Raw genomic sequence first — 15679 nt, 5'->3', positions numbered from 1 at the left:
TGCGGGTCGTCGGGGTGGTGTGAGTGGTGCGGGTGGTGTGAGTGGTGCGGGTGCGTTGGGGTGCGCCCCGCCTTCGGCCGGGTTTGGGTTCCCGCCCGCACCGCCCGTGCGGGAATCGTTGTCGGGTGCGGGTGGCCCCTTTGGGGGTTGAGCGCCGTCGGCGGCTGCGGCTTCTACTCCGTTGACCGCTGCGGGTCGTGGGCAGCCAGTGGCCGTCGGCGTCGGTACGCCGTGGTCACGCATGGGTTACCTCCAGCGGGGTGCCTTCGGCTATGTGGGCCAGGTTTTTGAGGGAGGTGGAGTGGGGGGTGAAGTAGTCGCTGTGGCCGGCGGGGCCCGCGGTGAAGACGTGGGCGCCGAAGGAGGGGGATGTGGGGTCGGGGCCGAAGCCGAGGGTGGCGCCGAAGAGGTCGGCCCGGGTGTGGGGGACCATGCCGATCCAGTCGTCCGTGCCCCGGGCCGCCCATACGCGTGCCGAGGTGTGCAGGGCGGCCGCGCTGTCCGCGCCTGTGCCCGGGCTGCCGATCAGGGCCAGGTCGTCGATGTCGTCGAGATCTGTGGCGGCGCGGGCGCAGACGACCGAGCCGTAGGAGTGGCAGAGGAGCGCGATGCCGGTGGAGTCGCCCACCAGGCCCCGTAGTTCACGGATGAACCCGCGCAGGTGCGGGGCCGCCCTGTCGGCTCGGGTGGGGGTGAGGACCGTCGTGCTGACGGTGCCGGGCGTTTCGTAGCCGAGCCAGGCGATCACCGCTGTGTCCGGGCCCGTGCGGTCGTACAGGGCCTGCGCGGCTCTGTGGAAGCGGTCGTAGGTGTCCAGGCTGGTGTCCGAGCCCGGGACCAGAACCGCTATGTGGTCGGCCTTCAGCAGATCGCCCAGCACTTCCACGGCCCGGCCGGGGCCTCGGCCGTCGAACGTCAGGAGCTGCCGGGCGGGCGCCGCCAGCCGACGGTCGGTCGCGGCTCGGCTCCGGTCGCCGTGGGCCTCCGCCATACGGGCCGCCTCCGCGGCGTTCGCCCGGTTGGCCTCGTAAGTCGACCGGAGTGTCGTCGGGGTCGGCGGGGCGAGCGATGCCGGGGACGGAGCCGGGATCCGGGGCCTGGCCGCGGCGGAGAGGGGGGCTATCAGTGCCGTCGCCACCAGGAGGGCGAGGAGTGTGCGGCGCAGGCGGGACGGCCAGAGGGTTCGGAACGAGGAGGTTCGGAACGGAGAGGTGCGGAACCGGGAGGTTCGGACCCCTGTGGTGGGGGTGCGGGAGGGGCGGGGTTCCGTGGGTGGGCGGAGGTCTGCCTCCGGCCATGTCGTGACCCCCATGTCATCCGCCCCTTCCCATTCGGGCCGCCCGTCCATCGGGCCGCGCTGGGAAGGAAGTTATGGATCGGGGGGCCTCGTCGGCGTCCCGCCAGGGAGCTCACCTGGGAGGTAGCTCTCAGGTACTACGGGTATCAGCGGGGGCGTGAAGGAGGGAGTGCGAGAGGGAGGGATGAGAGGGAGGGGGTGGGGCCAGGTCTTGGCCCCGGTGAGCCCCGTTCCGCTCCGTTCACCAGGCCAGTTGCGCGATTTCCTCTACCACCACCGCGCACGCGTCCGCCGCCGGGTCGATGAGGGGGAAGTGGCCCACGTCCTCCAGCAGGGTCAGGCCCACGACCTCGCCCGCCTTGGCCGCGGCGTCGGCGTACGCCTCGGCGACGGCCTGGGGGACGACGATGTCGGAGCGGCCCTGTACGAGGGTGGTGGCGATGCCGGTCGGGAGGAGGAGCGCGGGGTCCGCGTACGGGCGGCGGTCGGTGAACTTGTCCTGGCCGCCCAGGAGTTGGGTGGTCGCGCCGCCGCAGACGTCCAGTTTCTCGGCCACGGCGAAGTCGGCGATGGGGGCCAGGGCGACGACGCCTCGCAGGGGGGCGGGGCGGGGGGTGCGCCACGGGGTGTCGGGCGGGAGTACGTGGCGGGCTGCGGCCCACAGCGCGAGGTGGCCGCCGGCGGAGTGGCCGGTGAGGACCGTGCGGCGGGGGTCGGCCTGGGGCAGGGCCCGGCGTACGAGGTCCGGCAGGGCGTCGAGGGCGGCGGCGATGTCGTCGAACGTCTCCGGCCAGCGGCCCGCGGTCGGGGTGGGGGTGCCGGTGGGGCCGGTCTGGGCGGGGAGGGAGCTTCCCCTTCGGTACTCGACGTTGGCCACCGCGAAGCCGTGGCGGGTGAGGAAGTCGGCGAAGGGGGTGATGTGGTGGCGGTCGTACGGGGCTCGCCAGGCGCCGCCGTGCAGGACTACGACCAAGGGGGCGGTGGCTGTGGCCGTGTCGGGCTCGGGTGCGGCTGCGGGCGTGCCTGTGGCTGTGGCTGTGCCCGCGTCTTCGTTCGCCTCGGGGGTGCGGGGGGCGTAGAAGTCGATCACCTGGTCGGGGTGGTCGCCGTACGCGGCCGTGGTGTGGGGGGCGACCGGCGGGTGTGAGAAGGCGGATGCCTCTTCGGCGGCATCGCGGGCTGCGGCGTCGTCGTCCGGCATGCGGCAACCTCTCGGGTGAAACGGATTTGGAAGGGTTTGGGTGGGCGGGTGCCTGGGAATAGGGCGCCTGCCGTTGGCGGGGACGGTATCAGGCCGGTGACGTGCGGCGACACGCGGATGTGACGCCGGGTCAGGGGGTGGGCCGGGTAGCGGGGTGGGGTGGCTGGGTGGGGGTGGGGCGGGGTGGACGTGGAGCCGTCCGCTGGGGCTGGGCGAGGTGGAAGCGGAGCCGTCCGCTGGGGCTGGGCTCGGGCGGAGTTTCGCTCACCGGCGCTTGCCGGGTGCCGCCTGCGCCCACCCGTGCCGCCCCAGCGGCACGATTGCCCGCAGTTGGGGCGGAAGGGGGGTGGGCAGTCGCCCGGCAGCGCGGTTGCCCGCAGCTGGGGTGAGGGGGGCAGCCGTCCGGCAGTGCGGTTGCCCTCGACTGTCGAGGGCGGCCCATGGATGTGTCGGGGCGCCGTAGGCGTCGTACGGCGCCCCGTTCGCCGGTGCGGCTGTCCGTGGGGGGCGGGGGCCTTTCCGGCAGGGTCTAACCCAGTGCCCCCACCGTCTCCCCCAGTACCCGGGCCGCTCGTTCCGCGTCCGTGAAGCTGACGTAGAGGGGGGTGAAGCCGAAGCGGAGGACGTCGGGGTGGCGGAAGTCGCCTATGACGCCCTGGTGGATGAGGCGTTTCATGATGTCGCCGGCGTCGTCGCAGCGCAGGGCGACCTGGCTGCCGCGTTCGGCGTGGGCGGTCGGGGTGAGGGACTCGACGCGGCCTTCGGGGACGTACGCCGCTACGCAGCGCAGGAAGAAGTCCGTCAGGGCGAGGGACTTGGCGCGGACCGACTCGATCGTCACCCCGACCCCGGACCCGACCCGGGCCCCGGCTTCCTCGGCGGTGCCGCCTCCCCTCCCCCCGTGCCATACGTCGAGTGCCGCCTCCAGGGCCAGCATCGACAGGATGTCGGGGGTGCCGACTCGGCCGCGTGGTGCGCCTGTGGCCGGTTCGTACGACGGGTCCATGGCGAAGGGGGTGGCGTGGGAGGTCCAGCCGGGGAGGGGGGAGTCGAAGCGGGGCTGGAGGTCTTGGCGGACGTAGAGGTAGGCCGGGGAGCCCGGGCCGCCGTTGAGGTACTTGTACGTGCAGCCGACCGCCAGGTCCACGCCGTGTGCGTCGAGGCCGACCGGGAGGGCGCCCGCGCTGTGGCAGAGGTCCCAGACGGCGTAGGCGCCGGCCTCGTGGATCGCCGCCGTCAGGGCCGGGAGGTCGTGGAGGCGGCCGGTGCGGTAGTCGACGTGGTTGAGGAGCACGGCGGCCGTACGGTCGCCGAGGGCGGCCGGGACCTCCGCCGGGGTCACCGGACGCAGGGTGCGGCCGGTCATACGGGCCGCCGACTCGGCGATGTAGCCGTCCGTGGGGAACGTCGTCGCGTCGACCAGGATCTCGTCGCGGCGGCCGCCACCGTCGCCGTCCGCCATGCGTACCGCCGCCACGACCGCCTTGAAGACGTTGACGCTCGTGGAGTCCCCGACGACGATCTGGCCGGGCGCCGCGCCCACCAGCGGGGCGATGCGGTCGCCGATCCGCTCGGGCGCGGTCCACCAGCCGCTCTCGTCCCAGGAACGGATGCGCAGCTCGCCCCACTCGCGGTACACGACGTCCGCGAGCCGGCCGGGGACCGACACCGGGAGGGCGCCGAGCGAGTTGCCGTCGAGGTACACGGCGTCGTCGAGGACGAAGCGGGCGCGCAGGCCTGACAGTTCGTCGGCCGCGTCCAACTCCCTTGCCAGGGAGGTCAGTTCAGTGCCGAGTGCGGTGGGTTCAGACATGGGAGCGCGCCGTCCACAGTTCGGGGAAGACGTTCTTGCGGGCGCGCTTCTCCAGCCAGGCCACACCGGCGGAGCCGCCCGTGCCGGCCTTGGAGCCCATCGCGCGGCGGGTGGCGACAAGGTGGTCGTTGCGCCAGCGCCAGACGAGTTCGGCGACGTCGGTCAACGCCTCGCCGAGGCGGGCGAGTTCGTGGTCCGGGTCGCCGGAGTACAGCTCGGTCCACACCTGCTCGACCTCGGGGGACGGCTCGTAGCGCTGGGAGACGTCACGCTCGACGACGGAGTCGGGGATCGCGTGGCCGCGGCGGGCCAGGAGCCTCAGCACCTCGTCGTAGAGGCTCGGCTCGTGCAGCGCCTTCTCCAGTTCGGCGTGGACGCGGGGGGCGCCCCGGTGCGGGACGAGCATGGAGGCGGACTTCTCGCCGAGCAGGAACTCCATCCGCCGGTACATCGCCGACTGGAAGCCGGAGCCCTCGCCGAGGGCGGCCCGGTAGGAGTTGAACTGGCCGGGAGTGAGCTGGCCGAGGGGCTTCCAGGAGGCGTTCAGCGCCTCCAGTTCGCGTACGGAACGCTTCAGCGCGTCCTTCGCGGTCGCCACGTCGTCGCCTCGGACCGCGTTGGTCGCGGTCTCCCACTCGTGCACGATGACGGTGAACCACAGCTCCATGACCTGGGTCGTCACCAGGAAGACCATCTCTCCGGGGTCGTCGGAGAGGGGGTGCTGGAGGTGGGTGAGGACGTCCGCCTGGACGTAGTCCTCGTACGGGGTCGTTCCCTGGAAGTCGAGATGCGGGGTCTCGGGCTCCGAAGCCTCGTGGGGCTGAGCCGGATGGGACATCGCTGTCTCCTGCTGTGTACTCCGGGTAGCGGTCCGCCCCTGCCGATTCCGACACGGGGGCCCCGGTCCCCACCCGCATGTTCGGCCATACCCTCCGGTATCGCAAGGTCCGCCTGGTCACACCGGCGGCGCACCGAGTGGTCGCACCGGCTGGTAGCACCAGACGGACCTGTACGAACGTCCCTTCGATCAGCTGAGCGTCTGCGCCGCCGTCGGGGAGGAGTCCTTCAGGAACTGGGAGCAGCGCTCGTACTCCTCCTGCTCGCCGATGTCTCCCGCGGCGCGGGCGAGGGCGTGCAGGGCGCGCAGGAAGCCGCGGTTCGGCTCGTGCTCCCAGGGGACCGGGCCGTGGCCCTTCCAGCCGTTGCGGCGCAGGGAGTCCAGGCCGCGGTGGTAGCCCGTGCGGGCGTAGGCGTACGACTCCACGACGCTGCCTCGCTCGTAGGCCTCGTCGGCGAGTTGGGCCCAGGCGAGGGAGGAGGTGGGGTACTTGGCGGCGACGTCGGTGGGGGCGGTGCCGTTCGCGAGGAGTTCGCGGGGTTCCGGGTCGTCGGGGAGGTGTGTCGGGGGTGGGCCGCCGAGGAGGTTCTCGTGAATCGTCATGGGTTCCAGTCTGGCCCATGTGGGGGGTTGGGGCGGTCGGGTGGGGTGGGGATTCGTGGGGGCGGGGGTTGACGGGCTTTTTTCGCCCCCGCCGCCCCTACCCGTCCCATCCACCAGGGGCTGCGCCCCTTCGACCCCCTGGGTGGGGAGGGGTGGGTGGGTCAGTGCGGGTTCGGTGGGGGCTTGTCGCGCAGTTCCCCGCGCCCCTGAAAGATTCAGGCCCCTGCGGGCCTGAAATGCGCGGGGCGCAGCCCCGGCATTTCAGGGGCGCGGGGAACTGCGCGAGAAGCCCCACCGGACCCGCACCCGCCAACGCACCCTGCTACTCCCTCGCCGTCTCCCCCTCCAGCGGCGGAGCCGTCACGCAGGCGTGGGTGCGGCATTCGGGGTGGAGGCAGTCGGGGGCGGGGCGGCGGACCGTGGTGTAGGCGAGAGCGGAGGCGGCGAGGAGGGCGAGGGCGCAGGCGAGCATGGCGGTGTCGAAGGCGCTGTCGAACTGGGTGGGCGAGCGGTACGCCTCGGGGCCCATCCCCGCGATGAGCGGCAGCGCCGCCACGGCCAGGAGGCCCGCCGCTCGGGCGGCGGCGTTGTTGATGCCGCTGGCCAGGCCCGCGTGGTCGGTGGTGACGGAGGCGAGGACCGTGGCGGTCAGGGGTGCCACGAGGGTGACCATGCCCAGGCCCATGACCAGGAGGGCCGGGAGCACATCGGTGACGTACGAGGCGTCGGGGCCCACGCGGAGCATCAGCAGAACGCCCCCGGTGCACAGCAGGGGGCCGACGGTCAGGGGGACGCGGGGGCCGATGCGTTCGCCGAGGGCGCCCGCGCGGGCCGAGAGGAGCAGCATCAGCGCCGTGATGGGGAGGAGGGCCGTACCGGCGCCGAGGGCCGAGTAGCCGGAGACCACCTGGAGCTGGAGGGCGGCCAGGAAGAAGAAGCCGCTGAAGGCCGCGTACACGAACAGGGTGACGATGTTGACCGCCGTGAACTGGCGGGACGCGAAGATCCCCGGCGGCATCATGGGGTCGGGGCGGTGGCGCTCGACCTGGACGAAGGCGACGGCCGTCGCCACGCCGGCGATCGCGGTGACGACCACCGCGACCGTGCCCGCTCTGGCCTCGATCAGCGCGTACGTGATGAACGCGAGGGACGCGGCGCCGAGCACCGCGCCCAGGATGTCGAAGCCCCGGTCGTGGCTGCGGCCGTCCGCCGACTCAGGTACGTGGCGGGCGGCGATGGGGACGCAGAGAAGGGCCAGGGGGACGTTCAGGAGGAAGACCCAGCGCCAGCCGGGGCCGTCGACCAGCCAGCCGCCGAGGAAGGGGCCGACGGCCGCTCCTACGCCGCCGAAGCCGGACCAGAGGCCCACCGCCCTCGCCCGGTCGTCGGGGTGGAACGACGCCTGGATCAGGGCGAGGGAGCCGGGGGTGAGGAGGGCGCCGCCGACGCCCTGCAGGGCTCGGGCGGCGATCAGTACGCCACCGTTCGGGGCAATGCCGCACAGGAGTGAGGCCGCGGCGAACCACACCACGCCCACGACGAACACCTTGCGGCGGCCGAAGCGGTCGCCCAGGGCGCCGCCGAGGAGGATCAGGCCGGCGAGGGTGAGGGTGTAGGCGTTGACGATCCACTGGAGGCTCGCGAGGTCGGCGTCGAGGTCCAGGCCGATGCGGGGGAGGGCGACGTTGACGACCGTCGAGTCCAGCATCGCCATGCTGGAGCCGAGCACCGTGGTGAGCAGGATCCACTTGCCCTGGGGCGAGGCGAGGCGTACGTCGGCCATGGACGGATCATCCCGCGCCGGGGGCGATCGGGCCAGGTGTGCGGAGTACTGATGACCGTGGGGCGCGTGGGGCCGCCCCGACGCGCTCGGCGAGCCCGAGGCCGCAGGCGTCCCAGCGCAGTCGCGCGACCCGGCGCTTACGGGGTGCCGCCCGCGCCCACCCGTGCCGCCCCTAGCGACACGACTGCCCGCAGTCGAGTGGGGACAGGGGCAGCGCGCCCACAGACACGACTGCCCGCAGTCACGACTGCCCGCAGCCGAACAGTGGCGGCTGCGGGCAGTTGCGGTGGTGCGGCCAAGCCGACCAGGTCGGCAGGGCCGGCCGGGACGGCCGGGGCGGTTACTTGATCTTCGTGCCCGCCGAGCGGAGGTTGCCGCAGGCCTCGACGACGCGGGCGGCCATGGAGGCCTCCGCGAGCTTGCCCCAGGTGCGGGGGTCGTAGGTCTTCTTGTTGCCGACCTCGCCGTCGACCTTCAGGACGCCGTCGTAGTTCTGGAACATGTGGGCGGCGACGGGGCGCGTGAAGGCGTACTGGGTGTCGGTGTCGATGTTCATCTTGACGACGCCGTTCTCCAGGGCCGTGCGGATCTCGTCCTCCGTCGAACCCGAGCCGCCGTGGAAGACGAAGTCGAACGGGGACTCCTTGCCGAAGCGGGCGGCGACGCCCTCGTTCAGCTGCTTCAGGAGGTCGGGGCGCAGGACGACGTTGCCCGGCTTGTACACACCGTGGACGTTGCCGAAGGACGCGGCCAGCAGGTAGCGGCCCTTCTCGCCCAGGCCCAGCGCCTCGGCGGTGCGGATCGCGTCGTCGACCGTCGTGTAGAGGGAGTCGTTGATCTCGTGGGAGACGCCGTCCTCCTCGCCACCGGTCGGGGTGATCTCGACCTCCAGGATGATCTTCGCGGCGGCGGCGCGGGCGAGGAGTTCCTGGGCGATGGAGAGGTTGTCGGCGAGGGTCTCGGCCGAGCCGTCCCACATGTGGGACTGGAAGAGCGGGTTCCGGCCGGCCTTGACGCGCTCCTCGGAGACCGCGATCAGCGGACGTACGTAGCCGTCCAGCTTGTCCTTCGGGCAGTGGTCCGTGTGGAGGGCGACCGTGACGGGGTACTTCTCGGCCACGATGTGCGCGAACTCGGCCAGGGCGACGGAGCCCGTCACCATGTCCTTGCTGTACTGGCCGCCCAGGAACTCGGCACCGCCGGTCGAGATCTGGACGATGCCGTCGCTCTCCGCCTCCGCGAAGCCCCGCAGCGCGGCGTGCAGCGTCTGGGTCGAGGTCACATTGATGGCCGGGTAGGCGAACTTGCCTGCCTTCGCCCGGTCGAGCATCTCGTTGTAGACCTCGGGGGTTGCGATGGGCATGGTCCGCTCCTTGTATGTGCGGGTGGCGTTGTGCTTACGAGCCCTGACCTAGGGTTGCGACATCATCGTCGGCCCCATCCTTCCAGACGGGACCCGATGCTCCGGCCAGGGTGTCCGGAACTGTTCGGTAACCCCTGACCTTGGTGTTTCCGCCCGGCGAGTCGACCTCAGTCGAGGCCCAGCTCGTCCTTCGAGAACGCGAAGCGGTACGGGACCCCGGCGCCCTGCTCGATCTTCTCGGCGGCGCCGGTCGCCCGGTCGACGATGGTGACGACGGCGACGACCTCGGCCCCGGCCTCGCGCACGGCCTCGACGGCGGTCAGCGGGGAGCCGCCGGTGGTGGACGTGTCCTCGACGACGAGGACCCGGCGGCCCGCGATCTCCGGCCCCTCGACCCGACGCTGCATCCCGTGCGCCTTGGCCGCCTTGCGGACGACGAACGCGTCCAGGCGGCGGCCCCGCGCGGCGGCGGCGTGCAGCATCGCGCCGGCGACCGGGTCGGCGCCCATCGTGAGACCGCCGACCGCGTCGAAGTCGAGGTCGGCGGTCAGGTCGAGCAGTACCTGCCCGACGAGCGGGGCGGCCTCGCCGTCGAGGGTGACGCGGCGCAGGTCGACGTAGTAGTCCGCCTCCAGACCCGACGACAGGGTCACCTTGCCGTGCACCACGGCCTTGTCCTTGATCTGCCGCAGCAGAGATCCACGTACGTCCACGTCAGTCATGGCAGCCAGCTTAAGGGGGCCCTTATGTCCGCTTACAGGCGACGCCAGCTCCAGGTCGTGGTCGCCTCCAGCGGGTCGATGGGGGTGACGAGGCGGGGGTGGGTGTTGAGGCCGTTGGGCGGCCCGGTCTGCGGCTCCACGCACACGGCCTCGGCCTGCTCGTCGTAGATCACGACCCACTCCTCCCGCGAGGCCACCTTCAGCTCCAGCCGTTCCGGCCAGGTGAGGGTGACGTCGACACCGTCGGGCATGCCGAAGCAGTCGTCCCAGGGGCCGGGCCCGGGGTTGAGGCGCTTGCCGGTGGGGAGATGGTCCGCGCCGCGCTCCTCCTGCCAGACGGGCGTGAAGTCGATCCGTACGTCCTCGCTGTCACCGTCACCGTCGCCGACGCCGACGCCCGCCAGCTTCCGGTTGAACCAGGGGTGCCAGCCGATCTGGGCCGGGAAGGAGGAGTCGTACGCCTCCACGGACATGGTGAGGGTGAGGGTGTCCGGGGTGAGGGTGACGACCTGGGTGACGCGGCCGGGGTAGGGCCAGGGCTCGACGAGGTCGTACGTGAGGACGGCCTCGGTGGCGCTGTGGCTCGCGACGCGCCAGGCTCCCTCGCGGGCCGTGCCGTGGATGGCGTTGGGCGGGGCGTTGAGGGGCATCTGCTGTACGGCGAGGCCGCTGAGGAAGCGGCCGTCGCGGATGCGGCCGCACCACGGCACCATCGGGAAGCAGCCGAAGCGCTCGCCCTGCCGCAGCAGTTCGACCCCACCGACCCGCAGGCCCGCCACCCGGCCGCCGTTCCCCGGCGCCAGCGCCACCTCCGCGTCACCCGCGGCCAACGTGATCTCTTCGCTACTCACCCCTCGACCCTACTGGGCCCACGGATCGGGGAGTTGCCGCCCCGCGCCTCGGGGCCGGCGCCCGCGGCGCGGTGCCGTCAGCGGCGTTTGCGCAGGGCGCGGCTCACGATGATGGCGGAGGCGACGGCGAGGGCCGCCGCCGGGGCCGCCCAGCGCAGGGCGGCGCTCGCGGAGACTGCCTCGGGGGCGGGGACGGGGGCGTACCGGCCGCGTGGCGGCGCGTGGTCGACCTCCTCCGCGCTACGGCCGATCATCGTCCGCCGCGCGTGCGCGGCCTCCGCCGGCGGCTCCCCTCCGGCCACGAAGTCCCCCTCGGTGAAGGGGTCCAGCGCGGAGGGCGGGACGTCGGTGTCGAAGACGGGGGTGGGGGGTTCGTCCTCGATGGGGGCGGCGGGCTCGGCATCGGCGGGGGTGGGCGGCTCGTCCTCGGCGGGGGCGGCTTCGGAAACCTCGGTCTCGGAAACCTCGGCCTCGGAAACCTTGGCTGCGGAGCCTTCACGCTCCGGCTCCGGCTCGGACTCCGATTCCGATTCCGGTTCCGGCGTCGCCCCCAGGTTCTCCGCGAACTTCCCCAGCAGTCGTGTCACCGCCGAGGAGACCGAGTCGGCCGGGAGTTCGGTGATGCGGCCGTCGGCGGTGGCGGTGCCGGCGCAGGTGAGGGTGGTGCCCTCCGTGGCCGGGGTGAGGCGGAGGGCGAGACCGAGTTTCACGGTGCCGGTGCCCCGGACCTCGGCGGCGTCGCCCTCGACGGTGTACGAACCGTCGTCCTGGGCGGTGACGCGGAGGGTGCCGCGGTAGGTGATGGTGTGGCCGGCGACGCGTACCTTCAGCCGGCCGGCGACGGGTGGGGTGCCCGCGTCCTGCTGGAGCCCGGGGACCGCTCGGGCCACCCGCTCGGGGTCGGACAGCGCCTCCCGGAGGCGGCCGACGGGAACCGGAACGAACACCTCATGCTCCATGGAAACCGAGCCTACCCAGGTGGCAGCGCCCCGCACCCGTACATACGCGATATCGCTCGTATTCCGCCCCACGCGGTCCCACGCGCCTCAGCCGCCTCACCCACCTCACCCCCTCACCCGCCCCCGGCGGCTCAGTCGGTGTATCTCGGGTGCACCAGTGTCGACGGTCGCAGGCCCGGTACGCGGTCGGTGGCGTCGAGGCGGGCGGCGTCGGTGCCGAGGTCCGGGGGAGGGCGTCGGCCGGCGTCGGGGCGGGTCGCGAGGACGAAGCCCCAGTCGTGGGGGGCGCGGGAGGTGTGGGCCGTGCGGTCGGGGCCGGTGACGAAGCCGGGGTCGGCGGCGGCGACCCGGTAGGGCGTGGTGCGCAGGCCGGTGGCGCGGACGGTGGCGTCGACCGTCCAGAAGACCTGCCGCCGGGACGCCACCGGGCCCGCGTGCACGACGATGCGGCCGTCGCGGGCCAGGACCGCGCGGGCCAGGCCGTAGAACTCCTGCGAGTAGAGCTTGGTGCTCGCCGTGATGCCGGGGTCGGGGAGGTCCGAGATCACGACGTCGTACGTACGGGCCGGGCGCGCGCCGCGCAGCCAGGCGAAGGAGTCCTCCGTGAAGACGCGGACGCGGTCGTCGTCGTGGGCGTGGCCGTTGAGGGCGGAGAGGGCGGGGTCCGTGCGGGCCAGCCGCACCACGCCCGGGTCGATCTCGACGATGTCCACCGCGCGTACGCCGTCGTGGCGGAGCACTTCGCGGGCGGCGAGGCCGTCGCCGCCGCCGAGGACGAGGACGCGGGCGTGCGGGCCGGCGTCCATGGCGGGGTGGACGAGGGCACGGTGGTAGCGGTGTTCGTCGGGGCCGCTGATGCGCAGGCGGCCGTCGAGGTAGAGGGAGAGCGGGCTGCCGTCCCGGCCACCGGTGAGGACGACCTCCTGGACACCGGTCTGCATCGCGACCCGTACGTCCTTGCCGTAGACCGCGCGCCGGGCGGCGCGTTCGAAGTCGTCGACGTGTACGGCGGCGGTGGCGAGGAGGCCGAGGACGCCGAGGTTGGTGATCACCAGCAGCCGGCGGGCGCGGCGGCTGAGGTCGTGGCGGAACAGGCCGAGGACGAGGGCGCCGCCGACGAGGGCGTTGACCGTGCCGGTGAGCAGGGCGCCGGTCAACTGGCCGAGCCAGGGCAGCAGGAGGAAGGGGAAGGCGAGGCCGCCGACCAGGGCGCCCACGTAGTCGGCGGCGAACAGGTCGGCGACCGCGCCGCCCGCGTCCTGGCGGCGGATGCGCTGGATCAGCTCCATCAGCAGGGGGACCTCGGCGCCGATGAGCAGGCCGATGGCCAGGGAGAACGCGACGAGGAGGTAGCGGGAGCCGTTCGCCCACATGCCGCCCCAGTCGCCGGTCCAGGCGAACGCCGCGTACAGCGCGAGGGCGCTACTGCCGCCGACCAGGGCGAGGGCGGCCTCGATGGCGCCGAAGCCGAGGGCGGCGTGGGGGCGGAGGCGTTTGGCGGCGAGGGAGCCGAGGCCCATGGCGAAGACCATGACGGAGAGGACGACCGAGGCCTGGGTGACGGAGTCGCCGATCAAGTACGCGGCGAGGGCGACGAGTTCGAGTTCGTACACGAGTCCGCAGGCGGCGCAGACGAAGACGCCGGCGAGGACGAGGAAGCGGCCGATTCCCGGGCGGACCGGTAACCACGCCTGGGCGCCCGGGCTTCCGGGGCCGCGCCAGGGGGGAGGGGCGCCGGGGGGTGCGGGGGCGTGCGGTTCGATCACTCCTCGCACGCTACCGTCACGGTCGCGCTCCGCTGGGTCACCCACACGGGTGGTCTGCGACGCTGGGCCGGGTGCCTAATAGCTCGGGAGTTCGGGTGCGTTGGCGGGTGCGGGTGCGTCGTGGTTGCTCGCGCAGTTCCCCGCGCCCCTGAAAAGCAGGGGCTGCGCCCCGTGCTTTTCACCCCGCAGCCCCGCCGCCCTTCAGGCCCGCGGGGCCGTGGTCCTTCAGGCCCGCAGGGGCCTGAATCCTTTAGGGGCGCGGGGAACTGCGCGAGAAGCCCCACGCACCCGCACCCGCCGAACCACCCGAACCCCCGAGCTACTAGGCGCTCTTCACAACGTCACCGACACTCTGACCCCAACCCTCGTTCTCGTGGCGACCAGTTGCCCGTCCTGGGGGTACGCGTGCCAGGTGCGCCAATGCACTTGGCCCTCGTGCCGCTGCGCGAGCATCGCCGTGAAGGCGTGGGGGCTGCCGGGGAAGACGCCGGCGAGACCCTGCGGGTGGTCGGAGACGAGGGCGAGGAGTTCCTGGGCGCGGCCGGCGAAGGACCCGGGGGACAGCACCTCGACGCGGGCGGCGAATTCGTACTCCCAGTCGCCCACACGTTTGGCCACGCCGAGGGGAAGGGGCGTGCTGGACCCCGGGATGCACGCGACCGTCTCCGAACAGTGGCTGCCCCGCTCCTCCTCAAGGAGCACCTGGTGGGACGCGCCGAGCAGTCTCAACTGCAGTTTCGCCCCGGTGAGTTCGAGGTCGAGCGTGGCGAGCGCGGGCAGCGGTTCGCGCCCCAGGGCCCAGGCGAGGTCTGCCGCGCGCGTGTCGGTGTAGGCGGTGTTCAGGGTCGTGAGCATGGGTCGGCTCCGCAGCGACGCAACGAGAAGAGGAGTGGGTCCGGCGCGCACCCCGGTCGGCACCGGGAGATGGGTCCGGTCAGCCAGGTCGGGTGAGGACGACGTCCCAGTCGGTCCGGTCAGCCGTGTCAGGCCTGCCGGGAGGGACGTCCGGGGGCTGCGTTGGCGATTTATAGGGAATCATGAACTGTGGCGCCACCACAGCGTTTTTACCCAACTTGACGTGCTTTCCATCCCCCCGAGGGCAGCCCAGCTCAACTGTTCAACCAGGCGTACGCCCCATCGGCCGACGCGCTCCCCGCGCGCCCACCGGCCCGGGCGCGCGAACCCCCGGGAGCGCCCACCGGACAACCGGGCCCACCCGGCGTACTCAGGCGTGAACAGCAACCCCACCCATGCGCTCGCCCATTCGTGGAGCGGACGTGCGACGGACAGGGTGCGGGCCGTGGCATGTCCGTGGCGCGGGCCCGCTCCTTCGGGCCATCGAGGCGCCTGCCCCGTCCGCGCGGCCCTACACACACCGCACACGCGAGCGCCCGCCGGGAGGTTCGTCCCGGCGGGCGCTCGTGTCGTGGAGCTCGGCTGCCCCGTGTCAGCTGCCTCCACCGCATCCGCCCCCGCCACCGCAGGAGGACCCGCCGCCGCACGACGAGCTGCTGCTGCCGCACGACGACGAGCTGCCGCTGCCGCAGGACGAGCCACCGCCCCCGGACGACGAGCCCCGGTCGTCGTTCGACGAGGAGTGCGACGACCCCGTGTCGCCGACGCCCGCCGCTCCGAGCACCCACCAGCTGTTGTCGGAGCCGCTGTTGTCGGAGTTGCTGCCGCCCCGGGTGCTCCGGTGCGCGCTGCCGCCCCGGCCGGACGACTGACGGCGCCGTGCCGCCGCCCGCGCCGCGTTCGCCCTGCTGCGGCTGACGGACACGACGATCACCGTCACCACGAAGAGCACCGCCAGGATGATGCCGATCACCGCGATCGCGTTCATGGCGTCACCCTCCCCTCTTTCTTCCGAGTCCCCCGAAGCGGCCCCCCGTGGGCGCCTCGCTCACTTACGTGTCGCGGGGATGCCCCCGCCGCCGACCGCTCAAAGCAGAGTTGAGCAAGTCCAGAGCTTGTGTCTCACACGGTCATCCGCTGCCGCCTCCGCAGGAGGAAGAGGACGAGGAGGCCGAGGAGGAGGACGAGCCGCCTCCGCAGAGCGACCCTCCGCCTCCGCAGGACGCCCCTCCACCGCCGCTGCCGCACGACGACGAGTCGCCATAGCCAGAGCCATGGCCGTCACCGCGCCCGTCACCGCGCCCGTGGCCGTCGCCCTCGGGCCACGGCGCCCGTGCCGCGTTCGCCCACCAGCTGTCAGTCCCCTCCACCGCCACCGCAGCCACCGCCGCAGGAGGACCCGCCCCCGCACGACGAGCCACGGTCCCCGTGCGACGACCCGCCGTCCGCCCACCAGCTACGACGCCGCCCCCCGCGCCCGGAGCTCCTGACCACTCCGATCACGATGGCCACGCCGATGACGACGAGCACCAGGACAACGCCGAGTTCCACCACGCCCATCCGTCCCATGTCGCTCTCCCCTCTCCCTCTTCCTCTCCGAACCGCGCCCGGTCAGCTTCCGCCACCGC

Annotated in this window: 13 protein-coding genes; all 13 read right to left on the bottom strand. The window is 72.9% G+C overall.

What is annotated here, in order from left to right; genetic code table 11:
• Positions 1 to 235: 235 nt before the first annotated feature.
• Complete coding sequence (locus ABT147_RS25090) at positions 236 to 1138, bottom strand: alpha/beta hydrolase (protein ID WP_502983153.1); 903 nt, start codon at positions 1136 to 1138, stop codon at positions 236 to 238.
• A gap of 400 nt (positions 1139 to 1538) precedes the next feature.
• On the bottom strand, positions 1539 to 2498 hold the full coding sequence (locus ABT147_RS25085; RefSeq protein ID WP_351409857.1) for an alpha/beta hydrolase: 960 nt from the start codon (positions 2496 to 2498) through the stop codon (positions 1539 to 1541).
• A 529-nt stretch (positions 2499 to 3027) separates the two neighbouring features.
• A complete protein-coding gene (locus ABT147_RS25080; protein WP_351409855.1) occupies positions 3028 to 4311 on the bottom strand; it encodes a kynureninase in 1284 nt (427 codons plus the stop codon).
• Positions 4304 to 5149, bottom strand: coding sequence for a tryptophan 2,3-dioxygenase family protein (locus tag ABT147_RS25075; RefSeq protein ID WP_351409852.1), 846 nt, complete (start codon positions 5147 to 5149; stop codon positions 4304 to 4306). Before ABT147_RS25075 ends, ABT147_RS25080 begins: the two co-directional genes overlap by 8 nt.
• Positions 5150 to 5338: 189 nt before the next feature.
• A complete protein-coding gene (locus ABT147_RS25070) occupies positions 5339 to 5752 on the bottom strand; it encodes a DUF3151 domain-containing protein (protein WP_351409850.1) in 414 nt (137 codons plus the stop codon).
• Positions 5753 to 6074: 322 nt separating this feature from the next.
• Complete coding sequence (locus tag ABT147_RS25065) at positions 6075 to 7535, bottom strand: MFS transporter (protein ID WP_351409848.1); 1461 nt, start codon at positions 7533 to 7535, stop codon at positions 6075 to 6077.
• Positions 7536 to 7875: 340 nt separating this feature from the next.
• Positions 7876 to 8898, bottom strand: a complete 1023-nt coding sequence (gene fbaA, locus ABT147_RS25060) for a class II fructose-bisphosphate aldolase (RefSeq protein ID WP_351409845.1) — start codon at positions 8896 to 8898, stop codon at positions 7876 to 7878.
• 167 nt (positions 8899 to 9065) lie between these two features.
• Positions 9066 to 9620 carry an orotate phosphoribosyltransferase gene (gene pyrE / locus ABT147_RS25055; protein ID WP_351409843.1) on the bottom strand — a complete coding sequence of 185 codons (555 nt, stop codon included), beginning with the start codon at positions 9618 to 9620 and terminating at the stop codon, positions 9066 to 9068.
• A gap of 32 nt (positions 9621 to 9652) precedes the next feature.
• Positions 9653 to 10471 carry an aldose epimerase family protein gene (locus ABT147_RS25050; protein WP_351409841.1) on the bottom strand — a complete coding sequence of 273 codons (819 nt, stop codon included), beginning with the start codon at positions 10469 to 10471 and terminating at the stop codon, positions 9653 to 9655.
• Between the two features lie 77 nt (positions 10472 to 10548).
• Complete coding sequence (locus ABT147_RS25045) at positions 10549 to 11430, bottom strand: SRPBCC family protein (RefSeq protein WP_351409838.1); 882 nt, start codon at positions 11428 to 11430, stop codon at positions 10549 to 10551.
• A gap of 131 nt (positions 11431 to 11561) precedes the next feature.
• On the bottom strand, positions 11562 to 13196 hold the full coding sequence (locus tag ABT147_RS25040; protein ID WP_351409836.1) for a polyamine aminopropyltransferase: 1635 nt from the start codon (positions 13194 to 13196) through the stop codon (positions 11562 to 11564).
• A 333-nt stretch (positions 13197 to 13529) separates the two neighbouring features.
• Entirely contained in the window at positions 13530 to 14051 is a 522-nt protein-coding gene (locus tag ABT147_RS25035) for a DUF2617 family protein (protein ID WP_351409833.1), read from the bottom strand.
• Positions 14052 to 14643: 592 nt separating this feature from the next.
• The gene (locus ABT147_RS25030; RefSeq protein WP_351409831.1) at positions 14644 to 15039 is read right to left on the bottom strand and encodes a hypothetical protein; all 396 of its coding nucleotides are present in this window, start codon (positions 15037 to 15039) and stop codon (positions 14644 to 14646) included.
• Between the last annotated feature and the right edge of the window lie 640 nt (positions 15040 to 15679).

Origin of the sequence: Streptomyces sp. NPDC001868 (genome assembly GCF_040297125.1) — a bacterium.
In the GTDB taxonomy this organism is placed as follows: domain Bacteria; phylum Actinomycetota; class Actinomycetes; order Streptomycetales; family Streptomycetaceae; genus Streptomyces.
This window is presented reverse-complemented; position numbering and strand designations above follow the sequence as displayed.

Bases quoted from the DNA above. Each gene is read 5' to 3' on its own strand.
- ABT147_RS25075 (WP_351409852.1), bottom strand. From the start codon at position 5,149: ATGTCCCATCCGGCTCAGCCCCACGAGGCTTCGGAGCCCGAGACCCCG.
- ABT147_RS25085 (WP_351409857.1), bottom strand. From the start codon at position 2,498: ATGCCGGACGACGACGCCGCAGCCCGCGATGCCGCCGAAGAGGCATCC.
- ABT147_RS25070 (WP_351409850.1), bottom strand. From the start codon at position 5,752: ATGACGATTCACGAGAACCTCCTCGGCGGCCCACCCCCGACACACCTC.
- pyrE (WP_351409843.1), bottom strand. From the start codon at position 9,620: ATGACTGACGTGGACGTACGTGGATCTCTGCTGCGGCAGATCAAGGAC.
- ABT147_RS25080 (WP_351409855.1), bottom strand. From the start codon at position 4,311: ATGTCTGAACCCACCGCACTCGGCACTGAACTGACCTCCCTGGCAAGG.
- ABT147_RS25065 (WP_351409848.1), bottom strand. From the start codon at position 7,535: ATGGCCGACGTACGCCTCGCCTCGCCCCAGGGCAAGTGGATCCTGCTC.
- fbaA (WP_351409845.1), bottom strand. From the start codon at position 8,898: ATGCCCATCGCAACCCCCGAGGTCTACAACGAGATGCTCGACCGGGCG.
- ABT147_RS25045 (WP_351409838.1), bottom strand. From the start codon at position 11,430: ATGGAGCATGAGGTGTTCGTTCCGGTTCCCGTCGGCCGCCTCCGGGAG.
- ABT147_RS25035 (WP_351409833.1), bottom strand. From the start codon at position 14,051: ATGCTCACGACCCTGAACACCGCCTACACCGACACGCGCGCGGCAGAC.
- ABT147_RS25030 (WP_351409831.1), bottom strand. From the start codon at position 15,039: ATGAACGCGATCGCGGTGATCGGCATCATCCTGGCGGTGCTCTTCGTG.